Annotated in this window: 19 protein-coding genes; 9 read left to right on the top strand and 10 right to left on the bottom strand. The window is 71.6% G+C overall.

Annotated elements, in window-relative coordinates:
• Nucleotides 1-35 precede the first annotated feature (35 nt).
• Both ACGFWJ_RS04565 and ACGFWJ_RS04560 read right to left on the bottom strand, forming a co-directional pair.
• The gene (locus ACGFWJ_RS04565) at nucleotides 36-239 is read right to left on the bottom strand and encodes a hypothetical protein (protein ID WP_392945160.1); all 204 of its coding nucleotides are present in this window, start codon (nucleotides 237-239) and stop codon (nucleotides 36-38) included.
• Nucleotides 236-832, bottom strand: coding sequence for a TetR/AcrR family transcriptional regulator (locus ACGFWJ_RS04560; protein ID WP_392945158.1), 597 nt, complete (start codon nucleotides 830-832; stop codon nucleotides 236-238). The genes ACGFWJ_RS04565 and ACGFWJ_RS04560 overlap by 4 nt, the downstream gene beginning before the upstream one ends.
• A gap of 63 nt (nucleotides 833-895) precedes the next feature.
• On the opposite strand from ACGFWJ_RS04560, the gene ACGFWJ_RS04555 reads away from it, so the two are divergent.
• The 6 genes from ACGFWJ_RS04555 to ACGFWJ_RS04530 all read left to right on the top strand — a co-directional run bounded on the left by ACGFWJ_RS04555 (nucleotide 896) and on the right by ACGFWJ_RS04530 (nucleotide 7,931).
• Nucleotides 896-1,885 carry a hypothetical protein gene (locus ACGFWJ_RS04555; protein ID WP_392945156.1) on the top strand — a complete coding sequence of 330 codons (990 nt, stop codon included), beginning with the start codon at nucleotides 896-898 and terminating at the stop codon, nucleotides 1,883-1,885.
• 685 nt (nucleotides 1,886-2,570) lie between these two features.
• Nucleotides 2,571-5,333: a nitrate- and nitrite sensing domain-containing protein gene (locus ACGFWJ_RS04550; protein WP_392945153.1), complete on the top strand. Its 2,763-nt coding sequence runs from the start codon at nucleotides 2,571-2,573 to the stop codon at nucleotides 5,331-5,333.
• On the top strand, nucleotides 5,330-5,767 hold the full coding sequence (locus tag ACGFWJ_RS04545; protein ID WP_387635661.1) for a roadblock/LC7 domain-containing protein: 438 nt from the start codon (nucleotides 5,330-5,332) through the stop codon (nucleotides 5,765-5,767). The genes ACGFWJ_RS04550 and ACGFWJ_RS04545 overlap by 4 nt, the downstream gene beginning before the upstream one ends.
• A 44-nt stretch (nucleotides 5,768-5,811) precedes the next feature.
• Nucleotides 5,812-6,168 (top strand): DUF742 domain-containing protein, encoded by a 357-nt coding sequence (locus ACGFWJ_RS04540; RefSeq protein ID WP_387636844.1) that lies wholly within the window; start codon nucleotides 5,812-5,814, stop codon nucleotides 6,166-6,168.
• Nucleotide 6,169: 1 nt separating this feature from the next.
• Nucleotides 6,170-6,733: an ATP/GTP-binding protein gene (locus ACGFWJ_RS04535; RefSeq protein WP_387635658.1), complete on the top strand. Its 564-nt coding sequence runs from the start codon at nucleotides 6,170-6,172 to the stop codon at nucleotides 6,731-6,733.
• A gap of 64 nt (nucleotides 6,734-6,797) precedes the next feature.
• Complete coding sequence (locus ACGFWJ_RS04530) at nucleotides 6,798-7,931, top strand: FAD-dependent monooxygenase (RefSeq protein WP_392945150.1); 1,134 nt, start codon at nucleotides 6,798-6,800, stop codon at nucleotides 7,929-7,931.
• A 55-nt stretch (nucleotides 7,932-7,986) separates the two neighbouring features.
• On the opposite strand, the gene ACGFWJ_RS04525 is transcribed toward ACGFWJ_RS04530, so the two are convergent.
• The 4 genes from ACGFWJ_RS04525 to ACGFWJ_RS04510 are packed head-to-tail and all read right to left on the bottom strand — an operon-like array spanning nucleotide 7,987 to nucleotide 11,209.
• Nucleotides 7,987-8,874, bottom strand: a complete 888-nt coding sequence (locus tag ACGFWJ_RS04525; protein ID WP_392945148.1) for an SAM-dependent methyltransferase — start codon at nucleotides 8,872-8,874, stop codon at nucleotides 7,987-7,989.
• Nucleotides 8,875-8,876: 2 nt separating this feature from the next.
• Nucleotides 8,877-9,524: a cysteine hydrolase family protein gene (locus ACGFWJ_RS04520; protein ID WP_392945146.1), complete on the bottom strand. Its 648-nt coding sequence runs from the start codon at nucleotides 9,522-9,524 to the stop codon at nucleotides 8,877-8,879.
• Nucleotides 9,521-10,648, bottom strand: a complete 1,128-nt coding sequence (locus ACGFWJ_RS04515; RefSeq protein ID WP_387635650.1) for an isocitrate/isopropylmalate family dehydrogenase — start codon at nucleotides 10,646-10,648, stop codon at nucleotides 9,521-9,523. Before ACGFWJ_RS04515 ends, ACGFWJ_RS04520 begins: the two co-directional genes overlap by 4 nt.
• A gap of 30 nt (nucleotides 10,649-10,678) precedes the next feature.
• A complete protein-coding gene (locus ACGFWJ_RS04510) occupies nucleotides 10,679-11,209 on the bottom strand; it encodes an EF-hand domain-containing protein (RefSeq protein WP_387635648.1) in 531 nt (176 codons plus the stop codon).
• A 396-nt stretch (nucleotides 11,210-11,605) separates the two neighbouring features.
• On the opposite strand from ACGFWJ_RS04510, the gene ACGFWJ_RS04505 reads away from it, so the two are divergent.
• Nucleotides 11,606-13,042 carry a glyceraldehyde-3-phosphate dehydrogenase gene (locus tag ACGFWJ_RS04505; protein WP_387635645.1) on the top strand — a complete coding sequence of 479 codons (1,437 nt, stop codon included), beginning with the start codon at nucleotides 11,606-11,608 and terminating at the stop codon, nucleotides 13,040-13,042.
• A gap of 75 nt (nucleotides 13,043-13,117) precedes the next feature.
• On the opposite strand, the gene ACGFWJ_RS04500 is transcribed toward ACGFWJ_RS04505, so the two are convergent.
• A complete protein-coding gene (locus ACGFWJ_RS04500; protein ID WP_392945142.1) occupies nucleotides 13,118-13,717 on the bottom strand; it encodes a CGNR zinc finger domain-containing protein in 600 nt (199 codons plus the stop codon).
• 128 nt (nucleotides 13,718-13,845) lie between these two features.
• Here ACGFWJ_RS04500 and ACGFWJ_RS04495 point away from each other — a divergent pair, with 128 nt between their 5' ends.
• Both ACGFWJ_RS04495 and ACGFWJ_RS04490 read left to right on the top strand, forming a co-directional pair.
• Nucleotides 13,846-14,601 (top strand): MBL fold metallo-hydrolase, encoded by a 756-nt coding sequence (locus ACGFWJ_RS04495; RefSeq protein ID WP_392945140.1) that lies wholly within the window; start codon nucleotides 13,846-13,848, stop codon nucleotides 14,599-14,601.
• Between the two features lie 7 nt (nucleotides 14,602-14,608).
• Nucleotides 14,609-15,121, top strand: coding sequence for a DinB family protein (locus ACGFWJ_RS04490; protein WP_392945137.1), 513 nt, complete (start codon nucleotides 14,609-14,611; stop codon nucleotides 15,119-15,121).
• A gap of 187 nt (nucleotides 15,122-15,308) precedes the next feature.
• On the opposite strand, the gene ACGFWJ_RS04485 is transcribed toward ACGFWJ_RS04490, so the two are convergent.
• The 3 genes from ACGFWJ_RS04485 to ACGFWJ_RS04475 are packed head-to-tail and all read right to left on the bottom strand — an operon-like array spanning nucleotide 15,309 to nucleotide 17,855.
• Nucleotides 15,309-16,130 (bottom strand): WbqC family protein, encoded by an 822-nt coding sequence (locus ACGFWJ_RS04485; RefSeq protein ID WP_392945135.1) that lies wholly within the window; start codon nucleotides 16,128-16,130, stop codon nucleotides 15,309-15,311.
• Nucleotides 16,075-16,743: a YdcF family protein gene (locus tag ACGFWJ_RS04480; protein WP_392945133.1), complete on the bottom strand. Its 669-nt coding sequence runs from the start codon at nucleotides 16,741-16,743 to the stop codon at nucleotides 16,075-16,077. The genes ACGFWJ_RS04485 and ACGFWJ_RS04480 overlap by 56 nt, the downstream gene beginning before the upstream one ends.
• On the bottom strand, nucleotides 16,740-17,855 hold the full coding sequence (locus ACGFWJ_RS04475; RefSeq protein ID WP_392945130.1) for a hypothetical protein: 1,116 nt from the start codon (nucleotides 17,853-17,855) through the stop codon (nucleotides 16,740-16,742). The genes ACGFWJ_RS04480 and ACGFWJ_RS04475 overlap by 4 nt, the downstream gene beginning before the upstream one ends.
• Between the last annotated feature and the right edge of the window lie 117 nt (nucleotides 17,856-17,972).

The raw sequence follows: 17,972 nt of genomic DNA, 5'->3' as shown, positions 1-17,972 counted from the left end.
GCGGCGAAACCGCCCGATCGGGGGAGCGGGTGGGGCTACCGAATGGCTCGGCGGGTCGGGTGGGCAGGGTCGTTGGGGCAGGTGAAGACGTTGAGTTCGCCGTCGCGGCCGTCGCGGCCGTCGCGGACGTCGCGGCCGACGCGGCCGACGCGGACCGCGGTGGTGGTGCTGCGGTGGGCGGACAGTTGGGGGAAGAGCGTCTCGGCGCCGAGCGGGTGCGGGGGAGTGGTTCGCGTCACGAGGGGCCCCAGGGGTGCTGCGGGCAGCGGCACAGCGCGTCGAACGCGGTGGTGACGGCTGCCGCGAGGTCGGTGGCGATGGTGTGTGGCGGGTGGCCGGACAGGAGGCGGTGGCGGAGTTCGCGGTGGGTGGCGCGGTGGGCGCCGATGAGGGCGCCGGCCAGGAGGAAGGTGGTGGGGGACGGGGGGAGGGTGGCCGCGAGGGCGGTCTCGGCGCGGTCGGCGATCTCGCGCTCGCGGGCGCGGAGTGCGGGGCTGGCCTCGATGGTGCGGTGGAAGGTGGCGGAGTCGGGGGTGAGGTCGGCACGGCCGATGGCGGTGCGCAGGTCGTCGCGGAGGGCGGCGACGGGGCAGGTGCCGGGCGGGCGTTCGCGGACGACGGTGGCCAGCTGCTGTTCGACCTCGTGCTGCCGGTCGAAGAACAGGTCTTCCTTGGTGGCGAAGTAGTTGAAGACCGTGTTGGTGGAGACGCCCACGTGTCGGGCGATCTCGGCGACGGTGACCTGGTCGAAGCCGCGTTCCAGGAACAGCGGAAGCGCGGCGTCCGCGATGGCGGTCCGGGTCTGCTGCTTCTTGGTCTCACGAAGGCCCATGCACCCCATGCTAGGGTCACTGAAAAATTGGTGTCACACCAAAAATATCGGCCAGGGGGTCAAATGGACGACAGGCAGCGGCAGTTCAGGTTCGGCATCTACCCGGGGGCGCTGCTCGGTGACGGGCAGGGGATCGTGCACCCGGTCAGCCCGGACGACCCGCGGCAGGTGGCGGAGGCGCTCGACGAACTGCAGGGGGAGGAGGGCGAGTTCCTGGTCCGGGTGTACCGGTCCTTCGCGACCACCGTCAGCGCGCCGGGCCAGACTCCGGACGGCTGGGAGGCGTACCTGGGCGGGCAGCGGGCGCGGAAGGTCGATCTGGTGCTGCAGTTCCGCGAGCCGACCGGCAGCCGGGACGGGTGGGAGCGGTTCGTGCGCGGGCAGGTGCGCGAACTGGGGGCGCGGCTCGGCTCGGTGCAGATCTGCGAGGAGCCGAACGCGGACCTGTCGGTGCTGGACGGCAGCGTTCCGGGGGTGCGGGAGGCGCTGGTGGCGGGCGTGGTCGCGGCGAAGGAGGAGGTGCGCGAGCTCGGCCTGTCCGCCGAGGTCGGCTTCAACGCGGTGCCGTCGTTCGGCCCGGCCGCGCCGTTCTGGGACGCGCTCGGCGAACTCGCCGACCGGCGCTTCCTGGACGCGCTCGACTACGTGGGGCTGGACTTCTTCCCGGACGTGTTCCGCCCCGTCCCGGCGGAGCGGCTGGCGGACGGGGTGGGCTGGGTGCTGAACGGTTTCCGGCACACCGATCTGCCCAAGGCGGGCATCCGGGCCACGGTGCCGATCCGGATCTGCGAGAACGGCTGGCCCACCGGGCCGGGGCGGTCGGAGCAGGCGCAGGCCCGGGCGCTGGAGACGGTGGTGCGGGCGGTGGCCGGGCAGGCGGCGGCGCTGAACATCGACGGGTACACGCTGTTCGCGCTGCGGGACGCCGACAGTCGCGGCGAGAGCCTGTTCCACGGTTTCGGCCTGCTGCGCGACGACCACGCCCGCAAGCCCGCGTTCGAGACCTACCGCCGGCTGATCGCCGAACTCGGACCGGCGCTGCGAGCCGGCTGATCGCCGAACTCGGACCGGCGCTGCGAGCCGGCTGATCGCCGAACTCGGACCCGCGCTGCGAGCCGGCTGATCGCCGAACTCGGACCGGCGACACGAGGCGCCGGCACCCGGCAAGCCGGTAGGTGAGGCCGTGTCAAGATCCCGACAACGAGTGCCGGAATCGATCGTTCTGGGCGATTCTCGGACCCTTCGGGGCGATTCCGACCGTTCAGATGCGGTTTCCGACAACTTCCGACAGAGTCCATGTTTCGAGTGGTCAAGGGAGCGCTAGACTCCGGAACGGCTCGGCCGGCGACCCTGACGGATGGTTCGCCGGGCCGGTCCGGCGCCGGGTGGGGCTTCAGTTCCGGTGCTGGGGCGGGCAGTTCGCGCGAGCCGGAGCGGGCCGATGGTGAATAGCCGCCGTGCGGTGGGGCGTTGACCCCTGAGCGGTTCATCGTGCCTGGTCGGAGCGGGTGTTGGGACACCATGGGCGGTGCCGCGCGGGCGCGGGACCGCCTCGGCTTTTTGGGTCGTTATACGGTGATACTAAGATCCATCCGTCAGAGTCCTCATCAGATTCGACCAGTTCTGAACGACTGGCCTCGTCTCCTAGGAGAATGTCCTGCGCACGCGCGCGTCTCGGCGGATCAAGGGCCGGCTGTCGCTCCGAGCGACCCTGCTCGTGCTGGCCATCGTCCCTGCAGTGGCACTGGCAGCCCTGTGGGCGGTCACCAGCGGACAGCTCCTGTACTCCTTCCAGCGACTGGCAGCCCAGGGCATGCTCGCGGAGAAGGCCGGCCAGCCGTCCAACATCGTGTACTACAACCTGCAGGAGGAACGGCGCCTGAGCGCCGAGGTCCTCGCCGGGCACACCGGGGTCACCAACGCGCTGCGCACCCAGCGCGGCAAGACCGACGAGGCCGTCAACACCTTCCAGAAGCTGTCCGGCATCGACGCCGGCAGCGCGCCGCAGGAAGTCCGCGACGCCGTCCGGGAGGCCCGCGCCGCGATCAACCAGCTGCCCGCGCAGCGCGCCCTGGTGGACAGCGGCAGCGACCAGCAGCAGGCCACGGTGTACAGCTACTACACCGACCTGATCGCGGTCGACCTGCGACTGTTCGGCGCCCTCAGCCACGTCGACGAAGGCCGGATCACCACCGTCTCCGCGCCGCTCGTCGACCTGTTCTGGGGCAAGGAGATGATCTCCCGCGCCGACGCGCTGCTCGCCCGCGGCTGGCCGACCGGCTCGCTGAGCGTCGAGGACTACCAGCAGGTCCGGCAGGCCATCTCCGAGCAGAGCTTCCAGTTCGGCACCAAGGTCGCGCCCAACCTGGAGGCCGACCAGGCCGCCATGTGGCAGCAGATCACCAACAGCCCCGGCTGGCTCGCCAAGGGCCGCGCCGAGCAGGACCTGCTGAAGCCCGTCGGCCCCGACCGCAACGGCCGGATCCCGCTCAACACCGACAAGGACACCTGGCGCCAGTCCATCGACGCCGTCAACCCGGAACTCGTCGGGCTGATGGAGTACCGCACCGCGGCCATCGTCGAGACGGCCAAGGGCATCACCATCAACCTGGCGATCCGTCTGGGCCTCACCACCCTGGCCGGCCTGGTCGCCCTCGTCGCGGTCGCCTTCACCAGCTGGCGCCTCACCCGCACGCTGCGCCGCCGGATCGGCGGACTCCAGAAGCAGGCCGAGGACCTCGAGAACGCCCTGCCCGAGGTGGTGGAGCGGCTCGGCAACGGCGAGCAGATCGACGTCGAGGAACACGCCCGCGCGATCGAACGCGACCCGTGGTCCCGCACCGAGGACGAACTCGCCAAGCTCGGCGAGGCGTTCAACCTGGCCCGCACCAGCGCCCTGCAGGCCGCCGTCGGCCAGGCCGAACAGCACCGCGCCTACGAGCGGCTGCTGCAGCGCATCGCCCGCCGCACCCAGCTGCTGATCGGTCAGCAGCTGAAGAAGCTCGACGAGTTGGAACGCAAGCACGAGGACCCCGAGATCCTCGACGGCCTGTTCGACCTCGACCACCTCACCGCGCGCCTGCGCCGCTACGAGGAGAACCTGGTCATCATGGCCGGCGGCACCCCGCACCGGCGCTGGCGCAAGCCCGTCCCGCTGCTGGACGTGATGCGCGCCGCCCAGGGCGAGGTGCAGGACTACCGACGGGTCGTCATCGACCTCGACGGCAGCCCCTGGGTGTCCGAACGCGCCGTCGGCGCCGTTGCCCACGTGCTCGCCGAACTGATCGAGAACGCGCTCAGCTTCTCCCGCCCGCCGAACCCGGTCGAGGTCCGGGCCGGCCGGGTCAGCCGCGGCGTCGCGATCGAGATCGAGGACCGCGGCCTCGGCATGGACGACGAGCAGATCGACGAAGCGAACCTGCTGATGACCCGTCCGCCCAAGGCCGACGTGCTGGCCCGCGGCGACGACATCCGCCTCGGCTTCTACGTCATCGCCCGGCTCGCCGACCAGACCGGCCTGCGGATCGAGTTCCGCCAGTCCGCGTTCGGCGGCACCCGCGTCGTGGTGCTCGTCCCCGACGAGCTGATCGTCCCCGCGCCGGACGCCCGCCCGAGGCTGGTCGCCGCGCCGCAGCCCGGCGGCCTGCCCACCCGGTCCCGCGGCCAGGCGCTGGCCGCCGCGACCTCGCTCGCGCAGACGCCCGACCAGGAGAACGCGCTGCTGGAGCTGCACGCGGCTCCCGAGGAGTCGTCGTACCCGCCGGCCGGCGACCGGTACACGCCGCCGGCCGCGCCCTACCAGCAGCAGGTCGACGCGCCCTACCAGCAGGTCGACGCCCCCTACCAGCCGATCGAGGCCGCGTACACGCCGATCACGTCGATCGACACGCCGATCACGTCGATCGACGCGCCGATCACGCCGATCGACGCGCCGTACCCGCCGACCGAGGCGCCGTACGCCGCCGCCGATCCGTTCCCGCAGCACGAGCTGTACGGCGGGCCGGACGAGGACCGTGCCCCGGCCGCCCACGCGCACCCCTTCCCCGCCGAACTGCCGCCCGCGCCGGCCACGCCCGCCCCGTACGGGGTGCCCGCGCAGTACCGGCCCGCCCCGGCGACGCCGGCCCCGGCCGTGCCCGCCCCTGCTGCGCCCGCCCCTGCTGCGCCCGCCCCGTACGTGCCGCTCACGCCGGCACTGCCGGGCGCCGAGCCGCCACTGCCGCGCCGCGTCCGCCAGGCCAGCCTGGTCGACGAGCTGCGGATCGACCCGGCCACCGCGCCGGCCGCCCCCGCTCCGCCGCGCTGGGACGAGAACCCGCTGTTCCGACCGGCCCCCCGACGGGCCGGGGCGGCGGTCGGAGCGTTCCAGCGGCGGTCCAGAGAGGCGCGGGCCGAAGCCGCCAAGTCGAACGCGGACACCACACCGCAGCCCGACGGCCGGCCTGAGCCCGGCGACACCTGGAACACCCCGACCATCCCGATGAGAGAAGACCGGTCATGACGCGCACAACCTCCACCCACCAGGACCTCGACTGGCTGCTGGACGGCCTGGTGGACTCGGTGGCCGGGACGAGGCTCGCCGTCCTGCTCTCCGACGACGGTCTGGTGGTCAGCCACTCCCGCACCATCGAACGCCCCGACGCCGAACGCCTCGCCGCCATCGCCACCGGCCAGCAGAGCCTGGCCCGCGGCGTCGGCCAGCTGTTCACCGGCGGCACCGTCCACCAGGTGATCGTCGAACTCGCCGACCTGTGGCTGTTCGTGATCGCCGCCGGCCAGGGCACCCACCTCGCCGTCGTCGCGTCCCAGGACGTCGACGCCGAGGTCATGTCGCTGGCCATGCACAACCTGGTCCAGCAGGTCGGCCAGAAGCTCAGCACCCCGCAGCGCGGAGACTTCGACGCGTTCGCCGCCCGGGGCGGGCAGCGCGGGTGAGCCCCTACTGGGACGACGACGAGCACGACGACGGCGCGGACAGCATGGTCCGCCCGTACACCATCACCAGCGGCCGCACCGCGCCCGAGCGTGACGACTTCACCCTCATCACCCTGCTCACCGCCGTGACCGAGCCGGTCGACGCCCACGGGGCGCCGGTCCGGCCGGGCCGGCTGCAGCCCGAGCACCGGCTGATCCTCAACCGGTGCCGGACCCCCGCCGCCGTCGCCGAGGTCGCCGCCGACCTCGACCTGCCGGTGTCCGTGACCAAGATCCTGCTCGGCGACCTCGTCGAACAGGGCCTCCTGACCGCCCGGGCCCCGATTTCGGTGGCCCGGGCCTCGGGCGGCGCCGACCGCGGCCTGCTCGCCGCCGTACGTGAGGGACTGAGGAGACTGTGAGATGACGACCACCCAGGCGGGAGCCGCCGCGGTCAAGATCCTGGTCGCCGGCGGCTTCGGCGTCGGCAAGACCACCCTGGTCGGTGCCGTGAGCGAAGTCGCTCCGCTGCGCACCGAGGAGTACCTCACCACCGCCAGCGTCGGCGTGGACGACCTGGCCGGCGTCGACCAGAAGACCACCACCACCGTCGCGCTGGACTTCGGCCGGATCACCGTCAGCCCCGAGCTGGTGGTGTACCTGTTCGGCACGCCCGGCCAGGAACGTTTCTGGTTCATGTGGAACGACCTGGTCAACGGCGCGCTCGGCGGTGTGGTCATCGCCGACACCCGCCGGCTGGAGAGCAGCTTCGCCTCGATCGACTTCTTCGAGAGCCGGGGCATCCCGTTCGTGGTCTCGATCAACTGCTTCCACGGCGTCAACACCCGCTCCGACGAGGAGATCCGGGCCGCGCTCGACCTCGACCCGCACGTCCCGATGCTGGTCGGCGACGTCCGCGAGCGGAACTTCGGCCGGGACGTGCTGCTCTCCCTGGTCGACCACCTGATGGCGCTGCCCGTCGGCTGAGACCTTCCTTCCCGGGCCCCAGCGCCCACTCCCGCCCAACCCCCCGAACCCACTGGAGATGACCATGGCTACACCCCTGCGTGTCCTCGTCCACGGCGGCGGCATCGGCGGACTCACTCTCGCTGTCGCACTCGCCCGCCGCGGCCACAGCGTCGAGGTCGCCGAGCTCCGCGAGCAGTTCGACGCGCTCGGCGTCGGCATCATCCAGCCCTCCAACGCCCTGCACGTGATGCGCGAGATCGGCATCCTGGACGACTGCCTGGCGGTCGGCTTCGAATGGGAGGTGCTGACCATCTGCGACCCGGCCGGCCGGCCCGTCGCGAAGATCCCGCAGCCGCGGATGGACGAGGCCCCCGCCAACAACGGCATACCCCGCCCCGCGCTCGCCCAGGTGCTCGGCCGGGCCGCCACCGAGGCCGGCGCCCGCGTCCACTTCGGCACCACCATCACCGAACTCGCCGACGACGGCGCGGGCGTGGACGTCACACTGTCCGACGGCAGCACCGGCCGCTACGACCTGGTGGTCGGCTTCGACGGCATCGGCTCCCCGCTGCGCACCCGCCTGTACGGCGACCGCTTCCGCCCCGAGTACACCGGCTTCGCCAACTGGCGGGTCACCCTGCCCCGGCGGGCCGACCTTCAGGGCGTGCTGATGAGCACCGGCAACCTGGCCGCGAAGGCGCTGCTCACCCCGATCACCGACGAGCTGATGTACCTGGGCTCGGTGTTCGCCGAGGCCGAGGACTTCCGCCCCGACCCGGAGCGCGCCCACGAGCAGCTCACCGAGCGGCTGGCCGACTTCACCGGCCCGGTCGCCGAGGCGCTCGCGCAGATCACCGACCCGTCCACCGTCGTCTACTCGCGGATCTCCCAGGTCACCGTGGACGCGCCCTGGCACGTCGGCCGGGTGGTGCTGGCCGGCGACGCCGCGCACGCCTCCACCCCGCACCTGGCGCAGGGCGCCGCGATGGCCGTCGAGGACGCCCTGGTGCTCGCCCAGGAGCTGGACGCCACCGAGGACGTGGCCGCCGCCCTCCAGGCCTGGGAGGACCGCCGCCGCCCGCGGGCGATGTTCGTCCAGTCGCTGTCCCGGGCCATCCTCAAGCAGGAGACCGGCACGCCCACCACGCCGGAGGAGGACGAGCTCCTCAAGATCGGCATCCCCGGCGCCGCGCACGTGCTGGTCAAGCCGTACTGAGTTCCCACGGGCAGGGGACGGGGCCGGGCAGCGACTGCCCGGCCCCGTTCGTTCGTCAACGCCCCTTGACGCAGGTGATCCAGCGGTTGGCGGCCAGCGCGTCGTTCTGCTCCCGGCGCGGCGCCCGGGCCAGCCCCGCCGCGTGGTCGAACGGGGTGCGGACGGTGGTCGCCCAGCCGAGCGCGTGCAGGTGCGCCGCGGTGTCCGGGCGGGGCCCGGGTGCGAACAGCGACAGCAGATCGAGGCCGATCCTGGTCCGGGCGGCCTCGTACACCGGGCTGGAGCGCACCTTGGACGCCTCCAGACCGAGCTTGACCTCGTACGCCAGCGTGGAGCCCGGCGCGCTGAGCTCGTCCAGCGTGCCCGCCACCCGCAGCTCGGCCTCGGCGGGCAGGTACAGGAACAGCCCTTCGGCGAGCCAGGCGACCGGCAGCCGCGGATCCAGCCCCGCGTCCGTCAGCGCCTGCGGCCACGGGCCGCGCAGGTCGACCGGCACGGTGCGGCGGCAGGCCGACGGGACGGCCTCCAGCTCGTCCAGCACCCGCTGCTTGAAGGCCAGCACCTCCGGCCGGTCCAGCTCCCACACGGTGGTGCCGGGCGGCCAGGGCAGGCGGTGCGCGCGCGAGTCCAGGCCCGCGCCGAGCAGCACCACCTGGCGCACCCCGGCCCGGGCGGCCGTCATCAGGTGGGCGTCCAGCACCCGGGTGCGCAGCGCGAAGTAGCTCGCCAGCCGGCCCCACAGCGGGTCGCCCGGGGCGATCTCGTCCGGATGCCGCGGCCAGTCGGCGCAGCCCGGGTCGGCGCGGACGAAGTGTTCGGCGAACTGGTCGACGGCCAGCGCGTCGGGCCGGCGGGCCTCCAGCGCGCGGGCGTGCGCGACCAGCAGTGCGGTGCGGCCGACGCCGGCGGTGACGCCCGGGTCGTCCAGAACGGTGGCGCTCACGGTCACGACTGCCCTGCCCGGGCGGTAGCGGTGGTCAATTCCGGCAGGACGAAGGGGCGTTCGTCCGCGAGGTCGGTGATCCGGGCGCCGTACACCTTGGCCATGAAATCCAGGATGTCCTGGTCGGCGAGGTGCAGCGAGGCGGTGCAGTCGCGGAGCACGGTGAGGTGGAAGCCGCGCTGGAAGGCGGTGCGGGCCGTGGAGTCGACGCACACGTCGGTGAACACGCCCGCCAGCACCAGGTGCTGGATGCCGCGGGAGCGCAGGTACGGCTCGAACGCGGGGTCGAGGAAGGCGTCGAAGCAGGCGAGCTTGGTGAACACCGCCTCGTCGGGCCGGGGCAGGGCGGCGTGGAACTCGGCGCCCCAGCTGCCCTCCAGGCACTTGGGGCGCTTGCCGAGCGCCGCGTCGCGCCGCTGCCAGGCCGGACCCTGGTGGGCTTCGTCGCCGAGGAAGCGCACGAACAGCACCTCGACGCCGAGCGCGCGGGCCCGGTCGACGGCGGTGGCGGTGCGCTCGGCGACCCGGGCCAGGCGGGCCGGATCCCCGGGGAAGCGGGCGGCGGCGACCTCGCCGGCGCAGAAGTCGTTCTGTACGTCGACGACCACCAGGGCCGTCGGTGTGGCGGTGGTTGCGGCGGTGGTACTCACCGGGCGCCCGCCCGATCGGTGCCCGAGGAGGCGGCGACGCGTGCCGAGCCGGACCTGGCGGCGGGCACGAAGGGCTTTAACGCCACCCGGAGCTCGCCCAGCACCGCGTCCACCACCTCGGTGGTGCCGGCGGTGCCGCCGAGGTCGGGCGTGCGGGCCCCGCGGGCCTGGGCGGCGGCCAGCGCCGCCTCGACGGCGGCCTCGGCGCCCGGACAGTCCGCGTGGCGTTCGGCGATCCGGGCGGCGGCCCGGACGGTGGCGACGGGGTTGACCACGTCGAGGCCGGCCAGCGCGTCGGCCGAGCCGTGCACCGTCTGGTACTCGGTGAGGCCGTTCAGCTCCGGGTGGAGGTTCACGTTCTCGGTGCAACGATTCTCCTGCCGCTCCGAGCCGTACCGGTCGAGCAGCACCACGTGCATGATGTCGGCCCATTCGTTGCCCGCGACCAGCACGGTGCGGTCCTCCGGGCCGTTGGTGATCAGATTGCGGTTGACCGTGTCGGGCTGGAACAGCGTGATCTCGATGCCGAGTTCGGCGGACAGGTCGGCCGCCCAGTCGTCCAGCGCGCCGTCCAGCAGGTGGAACTTGTAGGCCATCTGCACCCGCGCGGGGCCCTCCGGCCACAGGTCGTGGGCCCGGCGGACCGCGTAGCGCACCACCTGCTCGGTGACGGCGCGGCTGAACTCCATGGTGCGCACCACCTTGCCGGGGGTGTGCTGGTTCTCGCCGGTGTAGAAGCCCTGGGCCTGGTCGCGGACCAGCAGCAGCCGGGCGCCGGCCGCGTCCAGCGGCTCGACCTTGACGGCGGCGAGGCGCTGGCGCACCAAGTACAGCGACTGGGCGTTGATCGCGGTGCGGAACACGGCCCGGACGCCGGCCGCCGCCTGCTCGCGGCAGAACTGCTCGTAGTGCGCGGCGTCCTGCGCGGTGATCCGGGTGATCTCGGCGGTGTCGGCGTACTCGGCACGCAGCGAGAGGTACGAGTGGTAGAGCCGCGGTGACCGCACCAACTCGGCCTCCACACCGTGCAGTCGGGTGATCCGGCGGAGCACCCGTTCGAAAACGGAGGCGAGGTCCGGGCCGGTGCCGTGGCCGACGGCCAGGGCGATGAGCGGTGCGGTCAAAACGGGCTCCTTCAAAAACGGAGGAAGAGGTCAGAGCGGATTCGGGACCAGGCGGTCGCCGGCGATGCCGACCTTTTCGGGCGAGTAGTAGTCGCGAATGCCCTGGGCCCATACCCGGACCGTGATCCGGTCGGTGGCATCCGGGCCGAAGGCGTCGAACAGGGCCTCGATATTGGGCTTGTCGAAGCCGATCGCGGTCATCAGGGCGAGGAAGCGGGGCCGTTCGATCAGGCCGTCGCCGTTCGGGTCACCGAGCGCGGCCAGCGCGTCGGCGAACACGGCGGCGGTGGCGCCGAACAACTCCGGATTGAGGACGAAGCCGCGGAACTCGGTGGGGGTGATCAGGCCGTTGCCGTCGATGTCCAGCGTCTTGGCCATCACCTCCCAGTAGTTGCTGATGCTGTCGGCCAGCGCCTGCCGGTCGGCCTCCGACGAGTCGCCGGCGACGGCCAGGACGCGCTCGGTCATCAGGTCGAAGTCCTCGGCGTCGAGCACCCCGTTGTCGTTGGCGTCGAACAGGGTGAACACCAGCGCGGCCCGCTGGTAGGCCAGGTGTGGCATGGACGGCCGTCCCTTCCTCACGGCGGCCCGGCCTCGGACGGCCGGACCTGCACCCCCGCATCGGGCGGCCGCCCGGCCGGGGCTCCCACTCTCCTCCATCCACAGGTGCCAAGTGGCCGAAAATGATGAGACATCACCCCCCGGGGTGATGAATTCGACGTGGGTGAGCTTGGTCACGCCCCGTCGGGCCCGAAATAGAGCTGACATCGCGTCAGATTCGGTACCGAGCTGCACCGGAGCGGTCGAAGAGTGTCGCGGGTGTGGTCGCGATCACGTCCGCGGCGGCCCTTCGCGGCGTACCACCGCTGGTCAGCGGGGGGACCGCCCCCCGCCCGCGGGCCGGGCGAAGCTAGCATGGGGGCGCCTAGCTCTGGCTCTACCCTCGAAAGTTGAATTGTGACTGTCAACGACGACGTGTTCACGGACTGGAAGAACCGCGAGGAGCTCGCGGAGTCGATGATCCCGATCATCGGGAGGCTGCACCGCGAGCGGGACGTCACCGTCCTGCTGCACAGCCGCTCCCTGGTGAACAAGTCGGTGGTCAGCATCCTGAAGACCCACCGCTTCGCCCGCCAGATAGCCGGCGAGGAGCTCTCGATCACCGAGACCTTCCCGTTCCTTCAGGCGCTCACCGCCCTCGATCTCGGCCCGTCCCAGATCGACCTGGGCCTGCTCGCCGCCGCGTACCGTGCGGACGACCGCGGCCTGAGCGTCGAGGAGTTCACCGCCGAGGCCGTGGCCGGCGCCACCGGCGAGAACAAGCTGGAGCGCCAGGCGCCCCGCGACGTGGTCCTGTACGGCTTCGGCCGGATCGGCCGCCTGCTGGCCCGCCTGCTGGTCGAGAAGGCCGGCGGCCTGCGACTGCGCGCCATCGTGGTCCGCAGCGGCGGTGCCGACGACCTGGTCAAGCGCGCCTCGCTGCTGCGGCGCGACTCGATCCACGGCCAGTTCCAGGGCACCATCACCGTGGACGAGGCGACCAACACCATCGTCGCCAACGGCAACGCGATCCAGGTGATCTACTCGAACGACCCCAGCGAGGTGGACTACACCGCGTACGGGATCGACGACGCGATCCTGATCGACAACACCGGCCGCTGGCGCGACCGCGAGGGCCTGTCCAAGCACCTGCGCCCCGGCATCGCCAAGGTCGTGCTGACCGCCCCCGGCAAGGGTGACGTCCCGAACATCGTGCACGGCGTCAACCACGACACCATCAAGCCGGACGAGCAGATCATCTCCTGCGCGTCCTGCACCACCAACGCGATCGTCCCGCCGCTGAAGGCGATGGAGGACGAGTACGGCGTGCTCCGCGGCCACGTGGAGACCGTCCACTCGTTCACCAACGACCAGAACCTGCTGGACAACTACCACAAGGCCGACCGTCGCGGCCGTTCCGCGCCGCTCAACATGGTCATCACCGAGACCGGTGCCGCCTCCGCCGTCGCGAAGGCCCTGCCGGACCTCAAGGCGAAGATCACCGGCAGCTCGATCCGCGTTCCCGTGCCGGACGTCTCGATCGCCATCCTCAACCTGCAGCTGGCCCGCGAGACCACCCGCGAGGACGTTCTCGACCACCTGCGCGAGGTGTCGCTGACCTCCCCGCTGAAGCGGCAGATCGACTTCATCGACTCGCCCGACGCGGTCTCCAGCGACTTCATCGGCTCCCGCCACGCCTCCATCGTGGACGCGGGCGCGACCAAGGTCGAGGGCGACAACGCGATCCTCTACCTGTGGTACGACAACGAGTTCGGCTACTCCTGCCAGGTCGTCCGGGTCGTCCAGCACGTCTCCGGCGTCGAGTACCCGACCTTCCCCCGGTCGGCCGTCTGACGCGCGCGCTCCGGTAGGTCCGCGGACCCCGTTCGGCCTTCGTGGCCGGGCGGGGTTCGTTTTTTTGTCCGCCCGTCAACTCTTCCTCGTGGCACGCTTCTTGGCGTAGGCGCGGGCGGCGCGGACGCGGTCGCCGCAGCGGGTCGAGCACCAGTGCCGGGAGGCGTGGGTGCGGACGTAGAACCTGCTGCACGGGGTGCCGCCGCAGGCCGCCAGCCGGTCGGCGTCCGGGCCGGTGAGCAACTCGGCGGCGTCGGCGGCGAGTTGGGCCATCGCGTGGTCGGCGATCCGGTCGGCCGGGTGCGGGAGGGCGCGGTGCAGTCCCCGTTCGGGGTCCCAGTGCAGCAGTGCGGTGGACGGGGTGGTGGTGAGGGCGGCGTTGATTGTGGTGAGTGCTTTTGCCGGCGCCGGCTGCCCCGTGCTGCGGGCTTCGATCAACTCCCTTACCGCTGCGCGTAGTTCATGCAGCCGGTCGGTGCAGGGCCGGTATATCCGGCCGCCGGCCGGGGCGAGCTCGTGGTCGATCAGCCAGGCGGTGGCCGCCTCCGGTGAGCCGAGCAGGTCGAGCGGGCCGGCGGGCAGGCTGAGCAGCGAGTTGGCGAAGTCCAGCGCCGGGTACTGCTCGGCGCCCGGGGCGGGGGAGTTGGTGTCGGTGCGCTGGCTCATGACCCTCATGGTAGAGGCCTTCCCCGCAGGTGAGGAGTGCTCTCGCCATCCGTTCTCACGGAAAAGCTTGCAGGTTGCCGTGATGGGCCGTTAGATTCCTCTCACGGTAAACCGCTCTCTCTCCCGTGAGGTGTGTCATGGCTGCTGTCCCCGCCGTCCAGGTCTTCGGAGGCCCCACCGCGCTCATCGAGTACGGCGGCCTGCGCCTGCTCACCGACCCCACCTTCGACGCCCCCGGCGAATACCCGCTCCCGCGCGGCGGCGCCCTGGTCAAGACCCACCCCGGCGCCGCCGACCCCGCCACTCTCGGCCCGATCGACGCCGTCCTGCTCTCCCACGACGAACACCCCGACAACCTCGACCACAGCGGCCGCAAGTTCCTCGACGGCGTCCCCCTCACCCTCACCACCCGCGGCGGCGCGGAACGCCTCGGCGGCACCGCGAAGGGCCTCGCCCCTTGGCAGAGCGTCGAGTTGACCGGCCGTGACGGCCTTCCCGTGACCATCACCGCCGTCCCCGCCCAGCACGGCCCCGACGGCTGCGAGCCCGTCACCGGCGAGGTCATCGGCTTCGTCCTCACCGGCCCCGGCCTGCCCGTCGTCTACGTCTCCGGCGACAACGCCTCCCTCGACGTCGTCGAACGGATCGCCCAGCGCTACGCCCCCGTCGACACCGCCGTCCTCTTCGCCGGCGCGGCCCGCACCGGCCTGTTCGACAACGCCCTCCTCACCCTCGACAGCACCCACGCCGCCGAAGCCGCCCGCCTCCTGGGCGCCCGCCGCGTCGTCCCCGTCCACTTCGACAGCTGGGCCCACTTCACGGAGGGCCGCGAAGCGCTCGTGGCCGCCTTCGCCACCGCGGGACTGGCCGAGGTCCTCGACCTCTCGCGATAATCGGCCGATGACCACCATCGAACGTCCGCTTCCGCCCCTGAACGCCGACGAGCGCACCACGCTCGAAAGCTGGCTCGAGTTCCACCGCGTGACACTCGTCATGAAATGCGAGGGCCTGAACGACGAGCAGGCGGCCGCGACATCAGTGCCACCGTCCAACTTCACCCTGATCGGACTCGTCCAGCACATGGCAGAGGTGGAACGGAACTGGTTCCGCCGAGTCCTCGCCGGGGAACAGGCCCCGCCCATCTACGACCCGGAGGCCGACCCCGACGGCCCCGACGGCGGCTTCGACCTCGCCGAAGGCGCCACCCTGGCCGACGCCCTCGCCACCTGGCGCGCGGAGATCGCCCGCACCCGCGAGCTCTGCGCCGCCCGCGCCCTCACGGACACCGGCCGCTTCATGGACCAGGACGTCAGCCTCCGCTGGATCTACGTCCACATGATCGAGGAGTACGCCCGCCACAACGGCCACGCCGACCTCCTCCGCGAACGCATCGACGGCACCACCGGCGTGTAGCCCGGCCCGGGCGGCGCCGCCCAAGTCGCCTATCGCATTGGGTACTTGGACCCGGCAGGCGAACACGGTAGGCCGGCCGCCGACGACAGCGGGCAGGCCGTCCCCGGCGGCCGGGGGTCATCCCGGCTGCCGAGCGTCTTGCGAATGAGACCGGGCGAGGTGATGTTGCCCTCCGGGCTCCGGCATGTCAGGGGCAAGAGGCGGGAACAATCCCACCTCTTCGCTCCTGATCTGCCGGTCGCCGGGCAGCCTCGGCGAGCGCTTCCGCGAAGCCAACCGTTCCTAGCGCAGCGAGCGTGTGCAGTGCTGACATTCGGCGGCTGCCGCTCCAAGGACCCCCGGAAGGTGTGAGGAACGGTTCGACCAGCACGCCGGCAGCGTTGAACGGGCCGTGATCGAGGTACCGGAGTCCGCCTGGGCCGCAGAGGTACGTGGTCGCGCCCGTGACTGTTGCGAGATCGGCGAGCCGCTGCGAACGCCCGCGGCGGGCTGGGAGCTGACTGCTGCGGATGATCCGGCCGTGCCAGCCCAGTAGGTCGAGGAGGACCCTGGTGGAGTTCTCCGCCACGAACGAGGTGCGGTCTGAGCTGGCGAACGCCGTAAGTACGCGCTCCAGGACATCATTGACGTGCCGCCAGTGACGGCTGCGCCGGTAGCAGTGGCGGATCGCCTGTGCCGTCTGGTCACGGCTGCGCTGCTGGTTGATCAGTTGGGCGTCGCGGATCAAGGTGGCGCGGCCGTTGGGGAGATGGGTGGCCAGGCTCAGCCAGTGCTGCTGGCCGGGGCGGTCGAGTGGGGCGATGCGGGCGCGGTGCTGGTAGTCGCGGCGGGCGAACTGGACGTCGTCGAGGACGATCCAGTAGTTCGCCGCGAAGATCTTGGCCAGGGTGCTGAGCCGGGGCAGGAAGTTGGGCTGGTGGATCGCGCAGACCCCGCCCGGCCGAGGGGGAGGGTCAGTTGAGGAGGCGGCTGGTGAAGCCGTCTCGGACAAGAGCTTGGTAGGCGTCATGCACGTCCCCCGGGACTTCCTGCTCGACGGCGAAGCCGAGCTTCGGATACTCGATCACCCGCTGCAGGTCCCCGACGAGCATCTCGGCGACCTTGCGTTCGTCGCCCATGCCCTTGAGGTAGTCGTCGAAGTCGATCGGCTGGGAGGCGCACACGATCTCGATCTCGGGCCAGACCTTGCGGGTGGTGGCGTACGCGCGTCGTTCCATGTACGGCATGGCGATCAGCATCAGCGTGCTCGGGCGGATGCCGGCCTCGGCCATGACCTGGCGGGAGAGGGTGATGTTCTGGCCGGTGTTGGTGGCGTTCGGCTCGATGAGGATCGTGTCGGCCGATACGCCGAGGTCGACGGCGTGCTCGCGGAAGTGGACTGCCTCGCCGCGCGGGAAGCGTTCGGGGGCGGTGGGGTTCGGACCGCCGGAGAAGACCAGAATCGGGAAGAGGCCGGCGCGGAACAACTCGGCGCTGTAGGCGGGCACGCCCAGGTCGTGGCTGCCCAGGGCGATGGCCGCGTCGCAGGGTCGGAGCTGGTGGTGCATCTGGTGATAGTCCCAGATCAGCTGGGCAGCCTCGCGCTGGTGGTCGGTCAGGCCGGGCTTGTCGTCGTACGTCACGCGCTCTCCCTGGTCACCGTGGCCGGGGGCTGGGCAGCCCGCGGAATGAGGGTCTTAATGCCTTCGATAGCGCGGAGTTGGTGGCTGAGGCTGAACTGAGCCGCCACTGCCGCCGCTTGGTCGAGGACATGGAGACCATCATCTACGGTCGCCGGATCGGAGAGCAGGATGTGCCCGTGCGCGGTGTCCAGGCGCACGCGCTGCATCGGGGTGTCGGTCGTACCGGTGGCGCGGGCGGTGTCGATGAACTGCAGGGCGCGGGTCAGGTCGCCGGAGCCGCGGTACGCCAGGGCCAGCTTCTGTTGGGCGACGGACCAGTCCTCGGGCTCGCTGAGATCCTCGAAGTCGCGACTTGCGGCGAGCATGACCCGGGCCGCGAAGTCCTGGTTGCCGTCCTTGCTGAGCGCGGTCCCGACCCAGAGCCGGGCGCGGGCGCGGTCGCGGCGCGAGAGTCGCTCGTCGAGGGCGAGGGCCTCGTAGCGGCGGGCTGCGGCGTCCAGCTTGCCGGACATCTCGGCCACGACCGCCTGCGACAGTTCGATCTGTGCGATTCGGCGCGGAATGTCGAGCTGGGTGAAGATCTGACGGGCCTTGGCGTAGGCGTGCTGCGCGGACATCGGGCCGATGAGCACGCCTTGGTCGCGGTAAAGGTCGGCCTCCAGGACGGTGCTGCGGCCGAGCAGGTACAGCCCGCGGTCGTCCAGTTCATCGACCGGCCAGCGGGTGCTCCAACGGGAGAGCAGGCTGTGGGCGAAGCCGAAGTTCTGCCGGTTGAGCGCCACGACGGAGCGTTCCAGGTCTTCGGCCCAGGTCTCGTACTCCCACAGGCGCGGACCGGCTGCCGTGATCCGAGGCGGATGGCCCGTGGCCTGGCCGGCCTCGGAGAGAAGCACCTCGAAGCGCATGTGGACAGCTGGCTCGGCCCGAGCGAGCACCGTGTCGAGGATGGCCTGGTTGTCGGGGTAGGGCTCGGTCTTGGCGCGGTGCTTCTCCCACTTGGCGACCGTGCGAGGAGCGACGCCCAGGTGCTCGGCGAAGCCCCGAACGCTCATCCGTAAGGCGGCGCGCAGAGCAGCGGCCTCAAGCCCAGTCCAACGGTGCACCGTCGCCATGTCGTTGCCTCCCTTCGCACACATCGAAGCACCGCAGACGCAGCCGGTGGGCCAGAAGTGCAGCGAAAGTGCAACAGGTGGTCATTCCCGCGAGGACCAGTTCGGCGGCACGCTCAA

Source organism: Kitasatospora sp. NPDC048407, from assembly GCF_043200475.1.
GTDB lineage: Bacteria > Actinomycetota > Actinomycetes > Streptomycetales > Streptomycetaceae > Kitasatospora.
The sequence above is the reverse complement of the archived record's forward strand: the minus strand, read 5'-3'. Positions and strand labels throughout refer to the sequence as shown.